Below are 21,027 nucleotides of genomic sequence, written 5' to 3' on the forward strand. Positions count from 1 at the left end.
CCCAGCACTACACCCCACTCCTCGCAGTCCTCACCTGAGACAAACAACGGAGGGCCCAGCGCCCGAAGCGCCGTCACAACCGGACAAAACGTAGCCCCCACCACCCTTGATGGATGGTGGGGGTTCCGTACTGCGTTCCCAAACGCGATACCCGTCCCGTACCCTCACCGGGCAACCACAGGCACTTTTCGTTGGAAACTCGGGAATTTGTGGGGCTCAGGGTGCACGTGTCGAACTCATCCCGGCGCAAGACCACCTACTGCTGGTGGCGCTGTCTGCGTAAGGCGGCGATGCGGCAGAAACAGACTGGAGCACCACTCAGCTGGGTGCCTCGTGTCATGATGGCCGCGAAGTGTCTTCGGTACCTCCTGTAGGAATGCCCGCGTAGCCCGGTGGTGGTCAGGAGGCTTTCCTGAGTCGTACGCCTTGTGGACGTCGGGCAGGATGCTGGGGAGCTGGGCGAGGCAGGTGCTCGTCGGTCTTGTCCTTGGCCAGGCGGATGAGGACGTCCTAGAACTCGATGATGCGGCGGGTGATGGCAGCGGGATTGAGCTGGTTGCGGTAGGAGATCAGGTCAGTCTTCTGAGCCTTGGTCAGGGCGTCGGTATCCAGGAGCCGGCCTGGCGGAGTGCGGGGAGCGTAGTAGAGGCGCTTGCGCCTGCCGGCCTTGTCAGCGCCCCACCCAACGGGCCTTGCGAGTGGGAGTCTAGGGGAGTACAACTTCACGTTGACCTGCTCCCAGAAGGGCAGGACCTCGCGCTCCTCGCTGGTGTCGTAGTGATTAGTAAGTCGGCGTAGCGGCGTACCAGGTGGTTGCCCGGGGCTCGATGATGGCCTGGTCGTTCTTCCTGTAGGGGCGCGAGCGGGCGGGAGTAGATGCCCCGGTTCCCGGCTCAATTCCCACGCCGTGGTTGATGAACTCCGAGCAGCCTACGAAGTTCATGCCCAGGACGGGCAACGGCAGGAAGTCCACGGCAGCTTTCAGGGCGAAGATGATGAGTCTTGTCGGCGACGCCTGCGGATCGAGCGGGTGAAAGTCCATCCCGTGAGCACGTCAGTCATATTCACGGTCCGGGTGAACTTCTCCTTTGAGGGTCGGCCCGCAGTGGGCGACGGTGACAGGCTTCGAAGAACCCAGGCTCGGCCACGAGCCTCGCCAGCCGGGCTTACGGATCTTAATGGAGTCGCGCAGCAACGGACCGGCCATGGTCGTTGACTTGCCCCGCAGCTGGTCGGTGGCTCGCACCGGGGCAAGTTAGTGACCGATGGCCTGTTGCGCTCGTGGCCACTCGGCTCACTTCTGGCTGTGGGCTTGCAGCGGAGCTCGTCGTCGAGCTCATGACCCGCCTCCAGCAGGCCTGGCAGCAGCGGCATGGACTCCTTGAGAATCTTGCCGCACTGCCCGCCACTGGCAGCCCACACCCGCTGAAGTACCTCCAAGGTGCCCGTCAGGAATACCTGCGGACCCCGGCACTAGCCTGCATCAGGCAACCTCATACCACGGTCCACGGACTTCGCGGGCATCCTTGATGAGTCTCGGCGGTGGGTTGATGGACTTGACGGGACGTGCTAGGCTGGGTCGCGACAACTTAATCAAATCGCGCCCGACGGATCGGGCACCCGCTCCTCTCACTGAGCAGCCGTTAGGCTCGAGCGGGTACGGGTGGGGACGATGGCTGCGCCCCTTAGGAATTGAAGTAGGCCAAAGCCGGACTGGACCGGTAGCGTGTGGGGTCTCGTAAGCCCCTTAAGAGATTGCTCGAGGAACGTCCACCTCACCGTCGAAGCCCATGGTTTCCAGACAGCATGGGGGAAGACGAGAGTCAACCTGTAAACGGGCGAGGTACCAGCTGACCAAGAGTCAGCCAGGGGCCTCCATCTGGTGACATTGGCGTGAAAGACAACGCCAGCTACGGGAATGTCGACCAGAGATCGCAGCACACATCATGTGTGCTCGTCTCTGGGAGGAAACTGTGGCTAAAACGCAGCACAAGGGTGTCGCAGACGATGATGTCCACGCTCTGACATCGGTTCAGGCAGGCGATTTCCTTGGACTATCACCTAAAACTCTCGCAAACTGGCGAGCACAAGGAGTAGGCCCGTCATATATACGATACTCGCACGGCCGAGCAGGCCGCATCGCCTATCGGCATGATGACCTTATTGCTTTCATGGAAGCCCATCGCGTTGCTACCGCTGGCGGTGCACGATGAACACACATATCGAACGGCAATTAAGTGGTGCCGAGAACCTCGATAGCGTCGATTCGTTTGGTGATGCTGGACAGGCTGAAGCGGTCGAGCGTCACATGTCAAACACTGTCTGCAACTCTGTAGCAGAAATAGCGGAGGCGGATCTTGGAACCGCGCTGTTGGACGACGGCTCTGCATCTGCACTGACGCAGTGCTGCAACGACACTCCAGCAAGGATCGCCGTCGATCCCATCACGGACGAACTCCAGTTCGAATCTCAAGGGCATCCCTACACGTGCGCGGGCGATCCCTTGGATTCGCCCGCGCACGAGGGGACTGCGTCAGTAGATCCATCGGTAAAGACACATTCAGTCGCCAGCTTTAGCAACATGGAGATCACCTCTGGTTGTTACGAACCGGGGTTCAAAGTCGTAAATTCAACTCAAGATGATCAGGATGCGTCGACTGCGTTCTTTGTCGGATGGAAAAAGAAGGAAAGTAGTGATCAAAAGAAAAGAGCTCGACAGCAAAGCACAGTCTTCAGCATCATGCAGTACCGACGCCATCCCGATACAGGTCAGATCCTTCTTACGCAAGAGGGTATCGACGCCGCGATTAAGGAGCTAGAAAATCAGGGAGTTCTTGATAGATATGCGATGATTTGGCAAGATCGCTGCCCAGTGGAGGAGTGGTCAGAGTATCCAGAGGACTATCCTTCATCAACTGTTGATCTTAAGCCAGTTCATCTGCACCTCGCCCTCATTCTGAATGTACGTAAATCTATTCGTTCAGTTTCTGATCTCTTTCACATTCCTGCGTCTAGGGTTGAACTTGGTGGCACAGCGGTTGCAATCCATGGCGAGTCAATTGCAGGTAAAAATAGTGCAGCGCAGAAAGCTTTTTGGCACCTGTGCACCTACCTGACGCACGAACACTTTAAAAACCTAAAAGCTCGCGATTGCGGAAAAACACACAAGTTCATTTACCCTAGGGCGGAGGTTAGGTCTAACTTTAACTATTCCGATTTTCTTGATGCTGGCCTTCCTGGGGGTAGCGGCTCCACTTCCGGAAAGTCGAAAAAACTGAAGAAAATACTGGAGCTTGCGGTAACTTTCGACGGAATGACTCTTTCGGAAGTTCGTACGAAAGCTCCAGAACTTTGGACTAATCCAGGTGCGAAAGCACACTTCGAGAAGCTGCGCGGAGACTATCTTTCGCACTTACCCGCTCCAGAACAAGTAATTAACTTCTACATTTGCGGCCCTGGCGGTACCGGAAAGGATCTCCTTGCTAAGGCGCTCGCTCGTTCACTAGCGCCGGAAACTAAGCTACCTTACTTTAAAATTGGTGGTGAGAATGTTTCTTTTGAAGGCTATGATGGCCAGCCTGTTGTAGTCTGGGAAGATTTCCGGGTCGCTGACATGATTCGAGCAACCAGAGGGCGGGGCACTTTATTTCGCATTCTTGGTCCATGGCGCGAGGCGGAAGAAGCGCCGGTTGTCAACATCAAGATGTCTAAGACACAGCTCGTTAATCGAATCAATATCGTTACGGGACCACAAGAATACGATGTTTTCCTGCGAGGACTCGCGGGTGAGTACACGTCGATGCGAGGCGGAATTGCCGTTAGGCATGAAGCAGAGAACTTGTCTCAAGGATTTCGGCGGTTCCCGATCATCATCCCAGTTGATGAGCGCGAGTTCTCTATTTATATTAACCTTGGCGTCCTTAATGGCACCCGAGAATACCAAGCATATGAAAAATTTGAGCATATGCGTCAGGACTTGGAGACTCTGCGGCGACGTTGCCGAGGCATTCAGGATGTGGCTGATCGTATTCGTACCATTGAGGAAATCGAGCGGCAAACGGTTGCTCCAATAGTTGAACAAGCTGACCGACTCGTTAACTCATCCGACACAGCTTCAATGGAGGACGTGTTAGCGGAGTTTGCGGATTCAGGGAAGTCGTTCACACCTATCTCATCAACTCCTTCCACGCCTGCGACGTCTGAATCGATTGAGGACGCTGGCCTTGAGACTGCAGCTCTTGAGGAGGAAGCGCGACGTTCGCGTGAAGCAAACTTCCGCACCCAGGCTCGAAAACAGGCGGAAGAGGAAGACAAGGAGCGGCGCGTTGCGCTCGCAATGAAGGGAGAGTTTCCAGGTCCTGACGAGAAGTTCATCAGTAGTCGAACTAGCGAGATCTACTTCCAATTTCTAACGGAAATGGGCGCGCAGGATCAGGACGTTTCCTTGAGAACCCTACAGTGGACCAGTCCTTGGGAGGCATGACTTCAAACTAGAACGCTTGTTCAATGTTATCAAGATACTTGAGTAGATGCGGATATCTGATGTCAATCGAAAGGAGCTTTAAATGTCGGAGACGAACTCTTTTGATGAGTTAGTCCCTGCTGAGCAGAACGGTGGTGGGCGTTTACGCAGGTCAGGAACTCAGTCCGTCAAGGACTGCCAGGAAGTTGATTTGGGGTGCCTTGAGTCGTTGCGCCGGGAGTATGCGGAAATCTGCGAGCGTTTGGTTGGTGAGGTTATGCGCTCTCGAGATGAGAGGCATGCTGAGTTGATTGCTCGCATTAGGTCCGGGTTTGAACGAAATAGTGATGCCCCCAAGCAGGGCACGGAGAGCGAGCGCCACCAGGGCGTTGCCGGTGGTGGTCACCATGGCTGAGCGATGTGTGGCTGAGTGGGACTCGCTCGCGAGTCCCGTTTCCCCTCCGCCCGCAGCGAGCGTAGCGAGTGAGGACGGAGGCCAGCGGGGTTTGGGGAACGAGGGCGGAGCCCGATTGTTCGACAAATCCCCTGCTGGCCTCTCTTCAGAACCGGCTCAGAAGGAAGATCACCGTGCCGGTTCTGTCTCCACCACGCGGCGGCATCGGGAAGCACTGCGCGTGGTGGAGGACAGGGAGACGCTCGATGCTCGCATCGCTGTGCGCGTCTCCCTCTCTGAGCTCGACGCCGTCAGGCGCCGAGCTCGTGGGCTGGGCGTCAAGCCCAGCGCATGGGCACGGGCGGTCCTACGTGATGCGCTGGATACCCGACGCCATGAAGTCAGGGATCTTGCGGCTCACGCTGTGGCGCCTCGGCCCGCTCCCGAGGTATCCGAAGCTGTTGAGCAGTTACGGCGAGTAGGTGTGAACCTCAATCAGGTGCTCCGTCGAGGGGATGTTGTTGATGCAGATCTGTTGTGTGAGTTGCGGGATGCGGTCAGCACCCTGCGTGGGTCACTTGGTGACAGGACGGTGGTGTGAGATGTCGATAGTGAATGTCAAGAGCTCGAGGTGTGTCGCGAGCACGGTTCACTACGTGCTCTACGGATCAGGCAAGCAGGGCAGGCAGCGTGCTGCTGCCAAGCAGCACCGAGCAGCAGCGCTTTCCGTATCCGTGGCGAACGGGAGTACTGACCCGAGTGAGTTCATACGAATGACTCAGGCTCACAACGACGCTTGCAGTCGAAAGGTGGAGGCCTATACCTACATCCTCGCCTTCAGCCCTGACGAGTTCGATGTGCACAGTTCCGAAGACGCCCAGCGGGTCTGCGACATCGCTGAGATGCTCACGAACCGGATGCACAGTGCTGACTATCTCATCGCTGTGCATAGCGACGCTAAAGGGCATCATCTTCACGCTCACATTGTCGTCGCTAACCACGACAATCTGACAGGAAGGTGCCTAAATCGCAACACGAGCTGGGCACACGGGGTGCGCCAACTCAACGATGAACTCATGCAGGAGCTTGGCCTCCAGGTGTTACCGGATCCAGGTAGGCCTAAGCCCGACTGGGACCAGCGTCGCGAGGACTTTGAGGCGGGCGGGTTCGAGCAGGGGCTAGGCGACATCGTCGCTGACGCCCTCTCCGATCCTCGATGCGTTGACCAAGCAGCTTTCGAAGACATTCTTGCAAATAACGGCGTCCGCCTTGCGGTGACCAAACGAGACGGCTGGAGCTACAAGATGCGCAGAAAAGACAGTGGAAAATTAGGCAGACGCAAGGCCTCCTCCCTTACCCCAGAATTCACCTCTGAAGGCGCTCAGGAGATCTTCGAGTACCACGCCAAGAAGATGAAACATAACCCACACGTGAAAGGAAACAGCGATGGGGATTCTCAAACAGATACAGGAGCAAGACGAACGGAACACAACTACGGAGATCTTGCCCGACTTGATCTCGAGACTCGACAGCGTAGAGCAGCATCTGTCCAAACTCACAAAGCACATCTCAGATCAGACAGCCTACATAAAGAGCATCGACGAGAACACGACAGCACAGCTGGAGAGCCTGTTAATCTCGCATCCAGGCGAGCAGCACTCGACCGAGTTCGTCGAGATGCGGAACAGGCTGAGCGAGATCGAGAAGACGATCGCCGCCGTCGCCGAAACGCTCACCGCATCACGACACGTGACACTCCCCGACGGTACGACCATACGATCAGCAGACTTTCAGGCCTACAACTTGACACAGAGGATCAACAACCAGCTCAAGACGATGGTTTCGAGCTGTGACCATCTCGCTAAGGAAGTCCGTCAACGCGGCACTGTTCGCATCAATACCGACAAACTCACCCAGCATTGCCTTGACGTCCTCGATAGACGACTAGCTGTGGCCGTCGAGGGCCCTTTACAGAGGGTCGAGCACAGATTGGACGGCCTTGAGAGACGTGTGTCATCTCTGGGCGCCAAGGAGATCTCTCGTGCCGTCGGCGAGGTTGAGCGGGTAACCACCAAAACCGACGAACTGACGGAAGCGATGCGAGACGCCGAGCTACGTATTGACAGGCTCTCAGCCCGAGTGACTTGGGTGAGCGCAGGACGCATGTGCCTTGCGCTACTTCCACTTGCCGTAGTGCTTCTGGTGGTTGGAGGCCTGACCATGGGGGCCTTCCACGCGCTCGGCATGGGCCCCCTTCTGGGGTGGGCGTGGGCATCGTTCGCAGCGGCTCAGGCATGGTGGGCCAAGGCACTAATCGCACTGGGGACGCTCAGCTGCGTTGCAGCCTTCGCCTGGCTCGTCTGGTGGATCTCGCACCAACTCGCCGATGAGTACGCGCGCTGGTAGCAATCACGACGTACCGAGACAGTGGGGCCCTGAGACCGTTGCGACGGCCTCAGGGCCCCACAGGCACCTCCGCGGAACCTGGTCACATTGTTGTGAGCAAGTGGATCGTCTGGCCAGCGGCCAGGGAGATCAGGGGAAGGAATCCTCCTAGAGGTGTAAACGAGATGACGATCATGATGCCTGCTGTGATGGCGCTTCTCTTCGCCAGGGTTCGTAGCGGCAGGTCGAGCTTCGTGGCGATGAAGCCGAGCAGTACGGCGGGGATGGCCCATATCAGGGTGGGGTTGATGAAGGGGAAGAGGAAGCCCGCGAGGTACAGGGGGTTGTCCTCGAGTACTTCTTCGGTAGTGGCGCCCTTGAGAACTTCGATCATCATGTCGAGCCCCAGCACGTCGGCCACTGTGGCTAGGGTCAGGCAGAAGGCACCTACAGCTACTAGGCCGGGCGCGAGTTCTCTAGCCTGTCGTCCTGTTGGGCTGTCCCATTGAAAGCGTAGCCACCCCCAGAACCGGCTGTTGCAAGCGGACTTGGTGATGATCAGCGACACTGGAACGAAAGCCACCGCCAACATGACTATCACCGCGAACGCGATTGGGAAGATGACGTCGCGATCAGGGGCGATCCCCATCACGGGCTTGCCTGTGGCGACGATATTCGTGGAGATCACGTCTATTGCCCTGAACTCCACGGTGATCAGCGCGATCCACACGAGCAACAGAGCCCACCACCGCTTACGTAGCACGCGGCCGAGCGTCCATGAGCGGGATTGTGCACTTCTCATCTATGTCTCTCCTCGCGGGCGCCTCGAGGGCCAGTTGAGCCTACTTCTTCTTGAGCCAGTTGCCTGAGGTGTCTCGCTCGTACTTCTTGGTCTTGTTGTTGACGAATCCGATGGTGCCGTCCTGCATCACGGTGATGCCGACCTCGGCGATACCGTCGCGGTGCTTGCCGTCGTACATCTGGAAGGTCATGTCGGTGGAGGCCGATGTGTCATCGAAGCTCGAAGCGCAGGACTTCACGATGGTGAAGCTGCTCGTGGAAGTCATGTACAGGCCCTTCTCGGGGTTGGATTCGTTGAGCTCTTTGTTGTCAAAGGAGTCCGTCTTCCCTGGGAACAGGAAGGCGGCCACGTTCTGGGCGGGCGTCTTCTCCTCGCTGCTTCCAGTGCCTTTCTGCTCGAGCTCGGCCCGACGGGTGCTGAGATCAGAGGCGCGGTCCTTGGTCTCTCGCTCGATATCTGCCTCACTGGCAGTATCGCCGAGTTCCTTTTTGACATCCTTGCGGATCTCGTCCTCGGTGGCGCCTCCGAACTCCTCGCGCAGCTGTTCGTCGACGTTCTTGGCCCTCTTCGTCGCCTGCTGCTCCTTGGTCTGCTCGGGCGCTGATGCGACGGCCTCGCCGCCGCTCGCGTAGGTAACCGCGCCATCGACAGCGCACATACTCGATGAGTCGAGCTTGTGTGCGGTGAAGGTGACGCCGGTGACTGGGACCTGATTGCCGTCCTTGGTGACGACGTCGATAAGTCCCTGAGGCACCTGGGCGGTCGCTGCGCCCTTGGAGACGAAGTTGCTCAACGAGGCGAACTCGTAAACCTGGGCTGACGGACTACTCGCACCGCCTGAGGCGCTGCCGGACGGGGCGGTGGCGGCTGAGCACCCGGTGAGTGACACAGCGCCTGCAAGCAGGGCAAACGCCAGGACGGTTCTGGAGGGGCAGGACACAGGGATACCTCGATTCGGTTGGTGGTTCAGCACGATCATACGGAACTCATCGCTTCCAGTGGAAGCGATGAGTTCCTGGAATCGATGGATTCCGCCTCTCACGATGGGGACGTGGCGACATCGTTGAGGCAACGGCTTGGTGCAAATCTGCGCGCCGAGCGTCGTCGCCGTCGGCTCACGCAGGAGGACCTGGCTGAGCAGCTTGGGGTGACAGCCCGATACCTGGGCGGCATCGAGCGGGCGGAGCGCAACATGACGCTCGACTCCGTTGACGCCTTGGCCCAGGAACTTGGGATCGACGCCCTGGACCTGCTGTCCAGCACACCCTCCGAAGGGCTGGCTCAGCGCCCGTAGAGACGCTGAAGGACTGCTGGACCCGGACTCAGTGATGAGGCCACGGCGCTCCAGCTCATTGCCCCGAACTGGACAAGCTCACGCACGCGGACAGCGATCGCCACATCCACAGCGCCACGCAGTGCCGCCAAGTCGCGCAGCTCCGCCTCCCCAAGCGACATGCTGGGGTCACCCACGTGCCATCTGAACCGTGCGACATGGTCGCACGCATTCGACTCCACACTCACAACGACACCCCTCCTCTACAGGTTGTGGAAGACGAAGACACCGCCGCAAGGGGCATCGACAACGGTGAAGTCGTGCCGGCAGTCGCGCTCGTACTTGTCCCAGTCGAAGTGCCGGACAGCGTCCTCCGGCCACTGGTAGAACACGCCGCAGTCGTCGGCCCAGGACTCCACGAACTCACGGAACGAGTCCCAGCAGCCCTGATCGGCCTCCTCGAACTCGCTGGCCGACGGCACGCCGTTAACGTCCAGGGAAGGTGAGCAGTTCTCGTACCAGGCGAGAAGCTCCTCCCAGCGGTCACTTCCGACGTCGACGAAGATCTCACCCCAGGCAGCCGCCCGCGGCTGCGAGATCTTACTGACGCCACGTGGGAGGTACTCAGAGTCGAGCGCGAGCACCTCTTCGCAGCCTGGGTATACATACTCCTGGCCTCCGTGGACCTCGGCGAGGGTAACCTCTTCGATCATGTCGCAGGGGAACCAGCGGCCGACCAGGTGGCCGCTGTTGTTGCAGCTCAAGCATCCGAGCCACACAGCGGGCTGAGCATCGGTTTTCATTGACATTGGAACCTCCCAAGTAAGGAGAGGTCGGGCTGCGATACTCCAGTCTCGGTAAGGACACTCACGGGAACAGCCCGACCACCTCTATTGCCAACCTCGGGCCGTCGGCGACGGCCCCCTGCTCCCACCCCATGGCCGGCCTGACCTTCAGTGTGACGATCACGCCGTAGGATTGTTGATGAGACTGGACGAGGAGGAAAATCGTGAGGCCTATGCCCCCGTACAACGACAATCAGATGGTCGTTGCGTACTACCGATACTCCTCCTCTTCCCAGAACGAGGCCTCTATCGAGCAGCAGCGCGAGATGGTCCACAAGTGGGCGAAGTCACAGAGTCTCGTCGTCGTGAACGAGTACGAAGACGCAGCCAAGACCGGCACCAACGCCGACCGGCCCGGCTACCAGCTCATGCTGCGCGAGCTCCCGAAGATCAAGCCCGCCTACGTCGCGGTGTGGAAGAACGACCGTCTGGCACGCAAACGCACCGAGCTGATCCTGGTCAAGCAGACAATCCGCAAGGCCGGTGCCCGTGTGCACTACATCGAGGGAATCTCCCCCACCGACTCACCCGACTCGGTTCTCATGGAGGGAGTAGCGGACGCCTTCGCCGAGTACTACTCGCTCCAGCTCTCAGCCAACATCCGACGAGGCCAGCGGTATAACGCCGAGCGGGCGCTGAGCAACGGCCACAAGATCTTCGGCTTCTCCGTGGGCTCCGACAAACGGTACGTAGCGGACCCGGAGACCGCGCCCATCGTCACCCAGATCTTCGACGACTACGCCCACGGCGTCTCAATGCAGAAGATCGCGGATCGTCTGAACGCCCAGGGCATCCGCACGATCCGTGGATACCAGTTCACACCCAAGAACCTGAACAAGCTTCTGAAGAACCGCGCCTACATCGGCGAGTACTCCTTCGGGGAGCACGTCATCGAGGACGGCATGCCCCGCCTCGTCGCCGACGACGTCTTCGAGCAGGTCCAACGCAGGTTCGCAATCAACAAGCGTTGCGGGGCCAAGACAAAGGCCGAACTGGCCGCCCAGGGCGAGGAAGCGCCCGTCTACTGGCTCACGGGGCGCATGTACTGTCTGACGTGCGGCGAATCGATGGAGGGCGTGAGCGGCACATCCAAGACAGGCCGAACCTACCGCTACTACTACTGCCTCAATCAGCGCAAGAAGAAGTGCTCAGCCAAGACGTTGCGCAAGGACGAGATCGAGACCCGCGTCATAGAGATCATCGAGTCCTTCCTCCATCAGCCTGAAATGCTGGCCTCGCTGGCTGTCGACCTAGCCGACCACTACCGCAAGACCCACGAGCGCGGCGATGAGGTCCTCAATGCGCTGGAGGCCCGCAGGAGGGACATCGAGGCCAAGCTCGCCAACTTCGTCAAGGCGATCGCCCAGGGGATCTTCAACGCGTCGACCGCTGAGGCCATGAACGCCCTGGAGGCCCAGAAACAAGAACTCGACGCCGCGATCCAGACCGAGCGTGTCAAGGCAACCCTCTTCGAGGACGAGGTCTCAATCGGATCGTTCTACAAGAGGTTCGCCGAAGCTACGATCGACACCGTCGACACACGCGATCAGCTGTTCGACTACTTCGTCGACAAGGTCTTCGTCGGGCCGAACCAGATCGTCATCGTGTCCTACTACTACGACAGCGAGAAGCCCATCGAGTTCGAGGACCTGGAAGAGGCCCTTCTCAGCGGTGACAGAGCGGAGGAAGTGCGAATGTATGCCCGAAAGCACGAGTTCGACACTTCCCCCTCAAGTGGAGATGGGGGGAATCGAACCCCCGTCCGACGGCCGCACAACAGGACTTCTCCGGGTGCAGCTCGCTAGCGTTTTTCTCAGCCCCGGCGTCTCACGCGAGCAAGGACGCCGACGGGCTCAGTCGATGAAAAGTCCCAAGAGCCCTACCGACACGGGCTCTCAGCAGTGGCTTCCTGGATGACGCCAGGAACCGGGGCGGAAGCGCTCCCCGGGCTGACGGACTTCGAGGCTCGCTCAGGCGGCGAGGGCGAAGTCGGTGCGAGTGTTATCGGCACCTATTGGTTCGCGCAGAGCGTTGACGAGATGACTGCGCATCCTCGACCCGCTTCTCCTGAACCTACGACCGTCGTCGAAACCGATCATCCCCTATGGAGGTGTCACCGGACTCCCGCAGGAGACCTGGAACGCGCTCTCAGCAGAGCCAGACCACTTTAGCAGAATCAGGGACAAGAACACAGAAGGCCGCTGACCCGTGCCTCACACGGCCGGTCAGCAGGTAGAAACACTCAAGGAGCCTCACTCCCGCTTGTCTCAGCCCCGACGCCGGTTGGCGGCTGCCATGGCCCGGGCCGCCTCCCGCTTGTCCTGCGCCTCACGCAGCGCCTGGCGCTTGTCCCAGTCCTGCTTACCCCGAGCCAGGGCGATCTCCAGCTTGGCGCGCCCCCCGATGAAGTACAGCTCCAGCGGGACCACCGTGTAGCCCTTGGCCTGCACCCTGGTCTCGAGGCGCTCCAGCTCGCTGCGGTGCAGGAGCAGCTTGCGCTTGCGACGCGGGGAGTGGTTGTTCCACGTCCCCTGCAGGTACTCGGGTATGTGAGCTCCTTGGAGCCAGGCCTCGCCATGGCGGTCGATCTCGATCCAGGCCTCGGTCAGCGAGGCCCGCCCCATGCGCAGCGCCTTGACCTCGGTGCCGGTGAGGACCAGTCCCGCCTCGTAGCGGTCCTCGATGAAGTAGTCGTGAGTCGCCTTGCGGTTACGGGCCACCGTCTTGTGGGCGTCGGAGGCGGCCTTCGCCTTCTGTCCGGCCGTCGGCTTGGACGCCCGAGCAGACTTGGAGGCAGGGGTCATCGGCCTGTCCTTTCACGAGTACGGGATGGCTGGCGCTCCCCTGTCAGAACGACCCGGAGCTTCCTCCGAGCGGGCCGAGCCCGACCGGGGCATCGTGGCGTGACACGACGACGCGCAGGGACAGGAGTCTACGGGCCCAGTCAAGAAGGACTCACCTAGAAGCCGGGCAGGGACATCGGGTCGATGTACACCCCGTCCTGAGCCACCTGGAAGTGGACGTGCGCCCCGGTCGCGTAGCCGGTTGAGCCCGTCGCGCCGACGACGTCGCCGCGCTTGACCTGCTGACCGTCGGCAATGCTGCGCGAGGAGAGGTGGCACAGGGTGATGACGTAGGAGTGCCCTTCGATGATGCCACCGTTGATGTCGATGCCGATGCCGCAGGACTCGGAGTTCCAGTAGGTGGCCACTCCGGAGACCGCCGCGTACTGGGGCGTTCCCTCACTCGCGGCGAAGTCGACCCCTTGGTGCCCTGTTGCGACACCGGTGACCGGATGGACGCGGTACCCGAAGGGCGAGGTCACCTCGAGCGGGCCGGTGATCGGGTGACCGATGTACCCGCTTCCCAGGGAGTCGGCACCGATCGAGCTCGCGGGGACCGAGGGCATCGTTCCGGCGCTGGCCGCGGCCCGGTTGGCGGCGTCGATCTGGGCGACTCGCGATGCCGCGGCCGCGGCATCGGCGTTGGCCTGGTCGAGCTGGGACTGCAGATCGCTCTTACGGCTCTCCAACGCCTCGGCGGCCGACTTCTTCTGCGCGGCCAGCCTGGCGACCTCGTCCCGCTTGGTCTTGGCCGCGTCCCGGGCCGCCTTGGCGTTCGCCTCGGCGGTGTCGGCCTCGGTCTTGAGCGTGCTGACTCGCGTGGTGGCAGCATTCTGCCTGGCCTCACGGTTGGCGTTCTGAGCGCGCTCGACCTCGGCGGCGGACAGTACCGCCTCCTGGACCCCTGAGCCGATCTCAACCGCTGAGGCTCGCTGGCTGAGCTCCTCGACGTCCTGGGAGGCGAGGACATAGCTCCAGGAGGTCACCGAGTTGTCCCCCTGGTAGGTGGACACGACGATCTCAGCCACGGAGCCGGAGGTCTCCTCGGCCGTCTTCTTGGATGCCTCGGACTCCTTCTTGACCGTCTCAAGGCTGTTCTGCGCCGTGGTCAGGCGGTCACTGGCGATCTGCTGCTCCCTCTCCTTAGCGGCCAGAGTCGTCTCAGCGGTGGTCAGCTGTGTCTCCGCGGTGCTCAAGGAGGCCTGAGCGTTCTGAAGCGAGATGTAGGCCTGCCCCAGATCGGCGCTGACCCCCTCCAGCGAGGAGATCACCTGCTGCTGCTTGCGCTGCGCCTCATCCTGCTTGGCGACGGCGTCGTCCCGCTCGTCGGCCAGGGAGATGTCCCCGGAGTAGAAGAAGACGAGGCTGGCGGCGGCCAGGGCGCAGACTGCGGCACGCCGGCGTGAGCGGCGCAGGAACAGACGAGACAGCATGTGAGATCAGATCCTCGTGTACTTGGACAGGGACAAGGCGGAGGAGACCGCGGCCAGGGCGATGGCCGCCAGAATCAGCCAGGGCGACAGGAGGAGGACATCCCTGGTGCTGATGAAGGCGCTCGTGAAGGAGATGGATGAGGCGAGCCACCCCTCCACGACGTAGCGCACTCCCAGCCACAGCGTGGCCACGGCGAGAATCGCCCCGGTGAGGGCGGCGATGACCCCCTCGAGGATGAAGGGCAGCTGGATGAAGAGGTTCGAGGCCCCCACCAGGCGCATGATCCCGGTCTGTCGGGAACGGGACATGGCCGACAGCCTGATGGTCGTCGAGATGAGCAGCACCGCGGCCACCGCCATGATGGTCGCCAGCCCTCCCGTGATCCAGGAGGCCCGGTTCATCACGAGGAAGAGCGGCTCGAGGGTGGAGCGCTGGGCGACCACCCGCTCCACGCCGCTGTGCCCCTCGAACTGCTCGGCCACCAGCTTGTAGTTCTCGGCGTCCTTGAGCTTGATGCGGAAGGACACGGGCATCATGTCCTCCGTCGCGTTCCTCCCGACGGCGGACTTGGCGTAGGCCTTCATGAAGTTCTGGTAGGCCTGGGCCTTGGTCTCCATCTGATAGGACTTGACGTAGCCGGAGGGGGCGCCACTGGTGATGAGGTTCTCGACCTCGCTGATCTGGGCGGCGGTGGCCTCACCGTTGGCGCAGTTGGAGGAGGCCGACGACTTGGGGCACATGTAGACCGAGACCTCGACCTTGTCGTACCAGTCGCCCTTCATGGTCGAGATCTGGCTCTGCAGCAGCGACGAGGCCCCGACGAAGAGCAGCGACACGAAGGCGACGAGAATCACCGACACCGTCATCGCCAAGTTCCGGTACATGCCCTTGGCGGTCTCCGACAGGACGAAACGCAGTCTCACAGTTCTTCTCCTTCAGCGGTCCGAGCCGTAGACGCCGCGGTCTTGGTCGCGCACGACCTCGCCGCCCTTGAGCTCGATGACGCGTTTACGCATCTGGTCGACGATCTCGTCGTCGTGAGTCGCCATGACGACCGTGGTCCCCTGCCGGTTGATGCGGTCGAGCAGACGCATGATGCCGACCGACGTCGAGGGGTCCAGGTTCCCGGTGGGCTCATCGGCCAGGAGGAGCTTGGGCCGGTTGACCATGGCGCGGGCGATCGCCACGCGCTGCTGCTCACCCCCGGAGAGCTCGTGGGGCAGGCGCCTCTCCTTGCCCGCCAGCCCCACCAGGTCAAGGGCCTCGGGCACAGCGGAAAGGATGTAGTGGCGAGGCTTACCGATCACCTGGGAGGCCAGCGCCACGTTCTCCAGGACGGTCTTGTTCTCCAGGAGCCGGAAGTCCTGGAAGACGAAGCCGATCTCCTGCCGCAGCTGAGGCACCTTCCATGAGGAGATCTGCGACAGATCACGACCCAGCACGTGGATGCGTCCCTTGGTGGGACGTTCCTCCCGGATGACCAGCCTCAGGAAGGTCGACTTGCCCGATCCCGAGGCGCCGACAAGGAACACGAACTCGTCACGATTGATCTTGATGTCGACGTCGTCGAGCGCCGGACGCATCCCCCGGTCATAGACCTTCGAGACGTGATTGAAGCGGATCATCTGCTCGTTGCTCCCCTGCTGCGCCCCGAGCACGGCACTCGGGTTCATGGCGTTGTGGCCACCGTATGCGTCGACACGCCATTTTTCCGCCGTGACACGCCCAGCGTCGATGTGGCTTGTGATGGCCGGGACGCGGTGTGATCCTCCTGTGATCACAGAACTCGAGAGCACCAAGCTCCATCCACTGACCGGCAACGCGCCCTAGGCTTGGGAGCATGAGTGAGACCCCCCTATCGCCCGCGCTGTCACGTGCCTTCGAGGATCGCGTCGACCTGGGTTCCTGGGCGGGCTTCACCTCGTCGCTGGCCCGGTTCCTCGACGAGGTGTGCAGGCCGTCCGCGCAGCGGGGAGAATCCGTCGAGGCCACCATTGACCCGTCCGGCGGGACCCTGCTGCTGACTGCCCCGGTCCCCATGGTCAAGCCCGAGGAGCTGGCTCCCCAGGGGCGCTGGTCGCAGCTGCTGGCAAGACTGTCCCTGATCACTCCCCCCGTTCCCTCCCCGGACCTGCCGGGTGTGGTCCTCGTCGGACGCTCCGACGGCATCGAGGTCTCGCTGCCTGAGCTCGATGCGCAGGGACGGGTGCTGCTCGGCCCCACCGAGCGCAGGATCCTGGGGGCGATCGGCTGGCAGGAGAGCCATCATGTCTTCGCCAGGCTGCTGTCCGACGCGGACGAGACCGCCGACCTGGTAACCCGCATCCTCATCGAGGTGCTCGAGGTCGCCCATCCCGCAGACCTCGACTACCTCCTGCGCGCGCACTCCGACATCAGCTGACCCCTACGGCCTGCTCGACGAGATCATCGGCGAGCTCGTAGGCGGGCCACGGCTCCCCGGTCTGGCCCTCGGAGCGCACGCTGGCCGGATCGACGACGAAGGACTCGGAGCTCTCTGCATGCGTCGCGCCGGACCCGCCGAACCCGGTGGGCTCAGTGGACTTGGAGGACTCCTGGGGGGCTGCGGGCCCCGGGACCGGTGAAGCCGGGGCACCTGAGGCCGCCGCCTCAACCTCCCAGTGATCCGATGAGACGTGCTCGTCACCACCGGGCTCGGGCTCGACATCACCGGTTCCACCGCCCGAGGAGGCCGAAGGCGCCGACTCCACGGCTTTCACGCGCGCGAAGCGGGACTCCCCTCTGGTCAGGTCGTGACCGGCGGCCTGAAGCGTGATGACGTTGGTCTCATGCTTCCTGCCGTTGCTCTCCCAGGACTCCTGGGAGAAACGTCCAGTGAGCAGGACCGCGTCCCCTTTACGCAGGGAGTGACTCAGATTGGCGGCGAGCTGCCCCCATGCCTTGGCGGTGAACCAGATCGTCTCGGCATTGTTCCAGCCCTGCTCAGTGCGGTAGGTCGGGGTGACGGCGACGCGGAAACGACAGTAGGGACGGGCACTGTCCCCGACACGGGACAGGACCGGACTGGTTCCGACGACGCCCTGAACGGTGAGGTCGAGCTGACGAGTCATGAGGGGGCTCCTTGGTTGTGGGCGGGCGGCCCTCTGCCGCCCTGCACCACAACGGTGCTCGGCCCGCCCCTCAGGTGCCCAGCCGGACCCGGGCTCACTCCCCACATGACTCTGCCCGGAGGGCAGGCTGAGGGCTGTGGCCACGCGGTGGCCTTGCACAGACGGGGTTAGAGCCCCAGAGCCGATTGCAGCACCCGGTGCTTGTCCAGAACCTTGGCGGCCGGCCGGCTCAGTCCCCGCTCAACCACGGACTCCAGGCGGGCACGCACCCGTTGCCCATAGCGCTGCGCCTCGCGGCGCGCTCTGCTGCGCCGGCGCACCGTGGCGATCAGGACCGCTATGAGTCCGACGGCGATGAAGCAGACCGGGACGATCTCGATACTGCGGTGCAGGACCTCGAGCCCCTCTCGCACCACGGAGGCGGACAGCCACGACACCCCACCGAGCACCATGAGCAGGCCCCCCCACCACAGCAGGTCGATCAGCGGCTGGCGGTGCCCTGGCAGCGCCACGGAACCGACCGCCTCAGCGGTCTGCCCCGCCAAGGTCTCCGGGGAGACGACGGCGGCCTCCAGACTCCGGGCCCATGTAGGCGGCAGCCCCTGCGAGGTGCGGTGGACCCATGTGGAGTGGGCCGAGGACACTGCGGTGCGCGAGGGCGGTTCGGGACGGGCCAGGGCCCTGGGCAGCACCCTGGACAGTCCGGCTCTCACCGAGTCCTCCACCGCCTGGGCGCCAGAAGCCTGCAGCAGCACCTTGGTGGTCTCCTCGGTGAGCTCGGCATTGAGCTCCACCTTGTTGCGGGCCACCGTGGGACGCAGACGACGCGTGATCGCGTCAAGCTCGGCCGAGGCCGTGCGTGCTGCGTTGGACTCCCGTGCGACGCGCTGGCGCAACATGCTGCGCACGACGTCGAGGTTGTCGCCGCGCACGGCCGAGACCGGGAGCACCTGAACCCGACTGAGCCCGTCGTCCTTGAGAAGAGACCCGACGTCGTCCAGCAGACTCGCCAAGCCGCTCTCCGGAAGGGTGTCCACCTGGTTGACCAGGACGAGCATGTCCTCCTGACGGGCACCCAGTCCGCGCAGGTAGCCGTCGTGCAGGGCCGCGTCGGCGTACTTCTGAGGATCAACCACCCACACGAGGATGTCGGCCAACGGGACGAGGCGATCCACTTGCAGGGAATGCTCGGTCGTCACTGAGTCGTAGTCGGGAACGTCGAGCAGGACCAGGCCGGACATGGAGCCCTGGTCCTCGGCGTCGAGAATCGAGTCCCTCCGGATACGCCGTTCCGAGGAGACCCCGAGGAAGTCCAGGAGCGGGCCGGCGTCGTCACCCCAGGAGCAGGCGGCGGCCCGCGACGTCGTGGGGCGACGCGCGCCGACATCTGCGAAGTTCAGCTGGGTCAAGGCGTTGAACAGCGACGACTTGCCCGAACCGGTGCCCCCGAAGAGCGCCACGACGGTGTGATCCACTCCCAGCGCCAGACGCTGGGCCACGGCATCGAGCGCCTTGTGGGCAGGGATCGACAGGGAGGCCGGAACCTCCGTGGGGCACAGGCGCAGGGCTTCTCGAACCGCATTCAGACGGGCATCGAGGTGCTCGGCGTCGAGCACCTCGAAACCTCTGTGCGCCGAGGTGGAGGGGACGGATTCGGAATGGCTCATGCTGTGGCTCCGGGACGGGTGAAGGGCTTGAGCTCGCCCGAGCGCAGACGCAGCGCAGCGGCGAACCCGGGGGCGGGGGCGAGCGAGGTGGCCGCCCCCTTGGGGACTGTGGCAGTCAGCGCCTCCGTGACCGCTTCCACCAGGAGGGCGCTGGCCTGAGCGGTCTGCTCCTCCAGTCCCAGGCGTCTGGCGGCTGAAACAGCCCCGTCAACGCCGGCTGCGGCGGAGATGAGGAGGTCGATGACACTGCCGGGGCTCAGTCTACGGATGTCCTGCGGGCTCTCGATATTGGCCTCCAGGTAGCCGACCCAGGCCTCAATGGTCGCGGCCGCGTCATCACCCTGCCCCAGGATCCTGTGCGCACGTTCCTCGGCCCCCACCTCGGCCCAGGCCCTTCGAGCCTCGGCGTTCAAGGCGACGATAGCGGCCTGAAGCTGGTTGGCCAGGGCCTGGCGGGCATCGTTGGCCAACTGGGAGAGCCCCTCGGCGCGGGCCTTGTCCGCCCGTCCCAGGAACCCTCTGCGCAACTTGCCCCCCTGGGCCAGCGAGGCCAGCGGGCCTCCGGAGGAGGCCAGGGTGATCCACCGGGTGGCGGTGGCGCCCTGGCCTGCAACACCGGCCCTGATGTCGGCGCTCATGGTCTCGATGGCGGTCTCCCTCAGCTCCTGGCACGTCCTCTCCAGCTCCTGGGCCACCGCGTCCTGGGCGTCGACGTCGTCGGCCAGGCGCTCCAGGTCGGCGCGCAGTGTGCTCCACACCCCTCTGCCGGTACGACGCACGAGACCGGCTGCGCGGTGACGCCCGGCGAGGAGCTGCAGCCAGTCGCGCAGCTCGCTGACGCCGTCACCCGACAGGAGCCCCTCGTGCGGCCCGGCGTCCGGGACGACGAAGAAGGGCGCCTCCGACAGTCCCAGCCCCTGCAGGCGGGTGATGAGATCCCGACGCACCTCGGGCAGAATCTTCGCCGGCACCCGGTTAAGAACCACGCCGATGGGGGTCTCACGGCGTGCGGCCTCCTCCAGCGTCGTCCACGGTGTCTGATCGCCGTAACGCGCCGCGGTGGTGACGAAGAGCCACAGGTCGGCCGCCTCCAGCAGCCTGCCGGCCAGGGCCCGGTTGGCCTCGTGCACGGAGTCCAGGTCCGAGGCATCGATCAGGGCCAGGCCGGCCGGAATGGCAGCGGAGACCTCCTGCCGGCACACCTGGGTCAGAGGGTGCTCGGACAGTGAGCCCATATCCTCAGGATTGGCCACCAGCACCGGAGTTCGAGTGGTGGGCCTGAGCACGCCGGCAACTGAGACCTCCTGACCGAGCACGGAGTTGACGAGCGTGGACTTCCCGGCACCCGTCGATCCGCCGATCACCACGATGGATGGGATGTCGGCATCCTGGAGGCGAGGAATGACCTGGTCACGGACCTGCCCGATGAGACCGTCGCGCAACGTGCGCGCAGCCTCGATGCCGTCGGCACTCAGAGCCAGGTCGAGGCGCTCGAGATCCCGGACCAGGTCGGACAGGACATCGAGGAGCTGAGCGCGACTCAGGGCGGAGACGGGGGCGTCGTCCTGGGAGTGGCGCGAGGGGACAGGAGCGGGCATGTGCCAACACTATGAGCACAGCGCAGCGGAGTCGACGATTGATCTCGACAGTTCACACCACATGTGTCGCAAGCCCAGTGAGAGTCTCCTGTCACCCCGCTGTGACCACTGAGAGCGCGCACCGAATCTCGCACGAGAAGAGAATCCGCCCCTCAGGCGTGCCCGGAACTCAGCCCCCGACTGCGGCGTCCAAGCCGGATAAAGCCGGTGGCGATGAGTGCGACATCGTCGCCTC

The 21,027-nt window shown here is 62.6% G+C and carries 18 protein-coding genes, 1 other RNA gene and 2 pseudogenes; 8 read left to right on the top strand and 13 right to left on the bottom strand.

The window, feature by feature from the left end; genetic code table 11:
• Positions 1-510: 510 nt before the first annotated feature.
• Positions 511-726 carry a hypothetical protein gene (locus tag HMPREF2883_RS15260; RefSeq protein ID WP_218079138.1) on the bottom strand — a complete coding sequence of 72 codons (216 nt, stop codon included), beginning with the start codon at positions 724-726 and terminating at the stop codon, positions 511-513.
• Between the two features lie 55 nt (positions 727-781).
• The gene (locus tag HMPREF2883_RS15265) at positions 782-1,042 is read right to left on the bottom strand and encodes a hypothetical protein (protein WP_218079139.1); all 261 of its coding nucleotides are present in this window, start codon (positions 1,040-1,042) and stop codon (positions 782-784) included.
• 904 nt (positions 1,043-1,946) lie between these two features.
• Between HMPREF2883_RS15265 and HMPREF2883_RS15890 the strand changes: the two genes are divergently transcribed.
• From HMPREF2883_RS15890 to HMPREF2883_RS15600, 5 genes and pseudogenes are all read left to right on the top strand, one after another.
• A complete protein-coding gene (locus tag HMPREF2883_RS15890; RefSeq protein WP_141759096.1) occupies positions 1,947-2,213 on the top strand; it encodes a helix-turn-helix domain-containing protein in 267 nt (88 codons plus the stop codon).
• Positions 2,210-4,483, top strand: coding sequence for an RNA helicase (locus HMPREF2883_RS14840; RefSeq protein WP_141759097.1), 2,274 nt, complete (start codon positions 2,210-2,212; stop codon positions 4,481-4,483). Before HMPREF2883_RS15890 ends, HMPREF2883_RS14840 begins: the two co-directional genes overlap by 4 nt.
• A 386-nt stretch (positions 4,484-4,869) precedes the next feature.
• On the top strand, positions 4,870-5,457 hold the full coding sequence (locus HMPREF2883_RS15895) for a plasmid mobilization protein (protein WP_371080708.1): 588 nt from the start codon (positions 4,870-4,872) through the stop codon (positions 5,455-5,457).
• Between the two features lies 1 nt (position 5,458).
• Positions 5,459-5,890 (top strand): annotated as a pseudogene (locus HMPREF2883_RS15900) (relaxase/mobilization nuclease domain-containing protein); the annotation flags it as partial.
• A 412-nt stretch (positions 5,891-6,302) separates the two neighbouring features.
• On the top strand, positions 6,303-7,262 hold the full coding sequence (locus HMPREF2883_RS15600) for a hypothetical protein (RefSeq protein ID WP_070661673.1): 960 nt from the start codon (positions 6,303-6,305) through the stop codon (positions 7,260-7,262).
• An 82-nt stretch (positions 7,263-7,344) separates the two neighbouring features.
• On the opposite strand, the gene HMPREF2883_RS09810 is transcribed toward HMPREF2883_RS15600, so the two are convergent.
• Entirely contained in the window at positions 7,345-8,043 is a 699-nt protein-coding gene (locus HMPREF2883_RS09810; protein WP_141759099.1) for a hypothetical protein, read from the bottom strand.
• 40 nt (positions 8,044-8,083) lie between these two features.
• Positions 8,084-8,836, bottom strand: a complete 753-nt coding sequence (locus HMPREF2883_RS09815) for a hypothetical protein (RefSeq protein ID WP_070661683.1) — start codon at positions 8,834-8,836, stop codon at positions 8,084-8,086.
• A 258-nt stretch (positions 8,837-9,094) separates the two neighbouring features.
• Here HMPREF2883_RS09815 and HMPREF2883_RS09820 point away from each other — a divergent pair, with 258 nt between their 5' ends.
• The gene (locus HMPREF2883_RS09820; RefSeq protein ID WP_256277425.1) at positions 9,095-9,337 is read left to right on the top strand and encodes a helix-turn-helix domain-containing protein; all 243 of its coding nucleotides are present in this window, start codon (positions 9,095-9,097) and stop codon (positions 9,335-9,337) included.
• Between the two features lie 242 nt (positions 9,338-9,579).
• Here the strand turns inward: HMPREF2883_RS09820 and HMPREF2883_RS09830 are convergent, their stop codons facing one another.
• Positions 9,580-10,125, bottom strand: coding sequence for an antirestriction protein ArdA (locus HMPREF2883_RS09830; protein ID WP_070661689.1), 546 nt, complete (start codon positions 10,123-10,125; stop codon positions 9,580-9,582).
• 233 nt (positions 10,126-10,358) lie between these two features.
• Here HMPREF2883_RS09830 and HMPREF2883_RS15905 point away from each other — a divergent pair.
• Positions 10,359-11,345, top strand: a pseudogene (locus HMPREF2883_RS15905) (recombinase family protein); the annotation flags it as partial.
• 548 nt (positions 11,346-11,893) lie between these two features.
• Here HMPREF2883_RS15905 and ssrA read toward each other — a convergent pair.
• The 5 genes from ssrA to ftsE form a co-directional block, all read right to left on the bottom strand.
• Positions 11,894-12,264: a transfer-messenger RNA gene (ssrA, locus tag HMPREF2883_RS09850) on the bottom strand.
• A gap of 164 nt (positions 12,265-12,428) precedes the next feature.
• Positions 12,429-12,965 (bottom strand): SsrA-binding protein SmpB, encoded by a 537-nt coding sequence (gene smpB / locus HMPREF2883_RS09855; protein WP_070661703.1) that lies wholly within the window; start codon positions 12,963-12,965, stop codon positions 12,429-12,431.
• A 155-nt stretch (positions 12,966-13,120) separates the two neighbouring features.
• Positions 13,121-14,437: a peptidoglycan DD-metalloendopeptidase family protein gene (locus HMPREF2883_RS09860; protein ID WP_070661706.1), complete on the bottom strand. Its 1,317-nt coding sequence runs from the start codon at positions 14,435-14,437 to the stop codon at positions 13,121-13,123.
• Between the two features lie 6 nt (positions 14,438-14,443).
• The gene (gene ftsX / locus HMPREF2883_RS09865) at positions 14,444-15,361 is read right to left on the bottom strand and encodes a permease-like cell division protein FtsX (RefSeq protein WP_070661709.1); all 918 of its coding nucleotides are present in this window, start codon (positions 15,359-15,361) and stop codon (positions 14,444-14,446) included.
• A gap of 12 nt (positions 15,362-15,373) precedes the next feature.
• Entirely contained in the window at positions 15,374-16,063 is a 690-nt protein-coding gene (gene ftsE, locus HMPREF2883_RS09870; RefSeq protein ID WP_070661807.1) for a cell division ATP-binding protein FtsE, read from the bottom strand.
• A gap of 215 nt (positions 16,064-16,278) precedes the next feature.
• Between ftsE and HMPREF2883_RS09875 the strand changes: the two genes are divergently transcribed.
• Complete coding sequence (locus HMPREF2883_RS09875; protein WP_070661712.1) at positions 16,279-16,839, top strand: TY-Chap domain-containing protein; 561 nt, start codon at positions 16,279-16,281, stop codon at positions 16,837-16,839.
• Here the strand turns inward: HMPREF2883_RS09875 and HMPREF2883_RS09880 are convergent.
• The 3 genes from HMPREF2883_RS09880 to HMPREF2883_RS09890 all read right to left on the bottom strand — a co-directional run bounded on the left by HMPREF2883_RS09880 (position 16,832) and on the right by HMPREF2883_RS09890 (position 20,792).
• On the bottom strand, positions 16,832-17,527 hold the full coding sequence (locus HMPREF2883_RS09880) for a single-stranded DNA-binding protein (protein WP_070661715.1): 696 nt from the start codon (positions 17,525-17,527) through the stop codon (positions 16,832-16,834). The genes HMPREF2883_RS09875 and HMPREF2883_RS09880 overlap by 8 nt on opposite strands.
• A 167-nt stretch (positions 17,528-17,694) precedes the next feature.
• Complete coding sequence (locus HMPREF2883_RS09885) at positions 17,695-19,194, bottom strand: GTPase (protein WP_070661718.1); 1,500 nt, start codon at positions 19,192-19,194, stop codon at positions 17,695-17,697.
• Positions 19,191-20,792, bottom strand: coding sequence for a GTPase domain-containing protein (locus tag HMPREF2883_RS09890; RefSeq protein ID WP_070661720.1), 1,602 nt, complete (start codon positions 20,790-20,792; stop codon positions 19,191-19,193). Before HMPREF2883_RS09890 ends, HMPREF2883_RS09885 begins: the two co-directional genes overlap by 4 nt.
• Positions 20,793-21,027: the final 235 nt, after the last annotated feature.

It is taken from the genome of Actinomyces sp. HMSC075C01 (assembly GCF_001812965.1).
GTDB lineage: Bacteria > Actinomycetota > Actinomycetes > Actinomycetales > Actinomycetaceae > Actinomyces > Actinomyces acetigenes.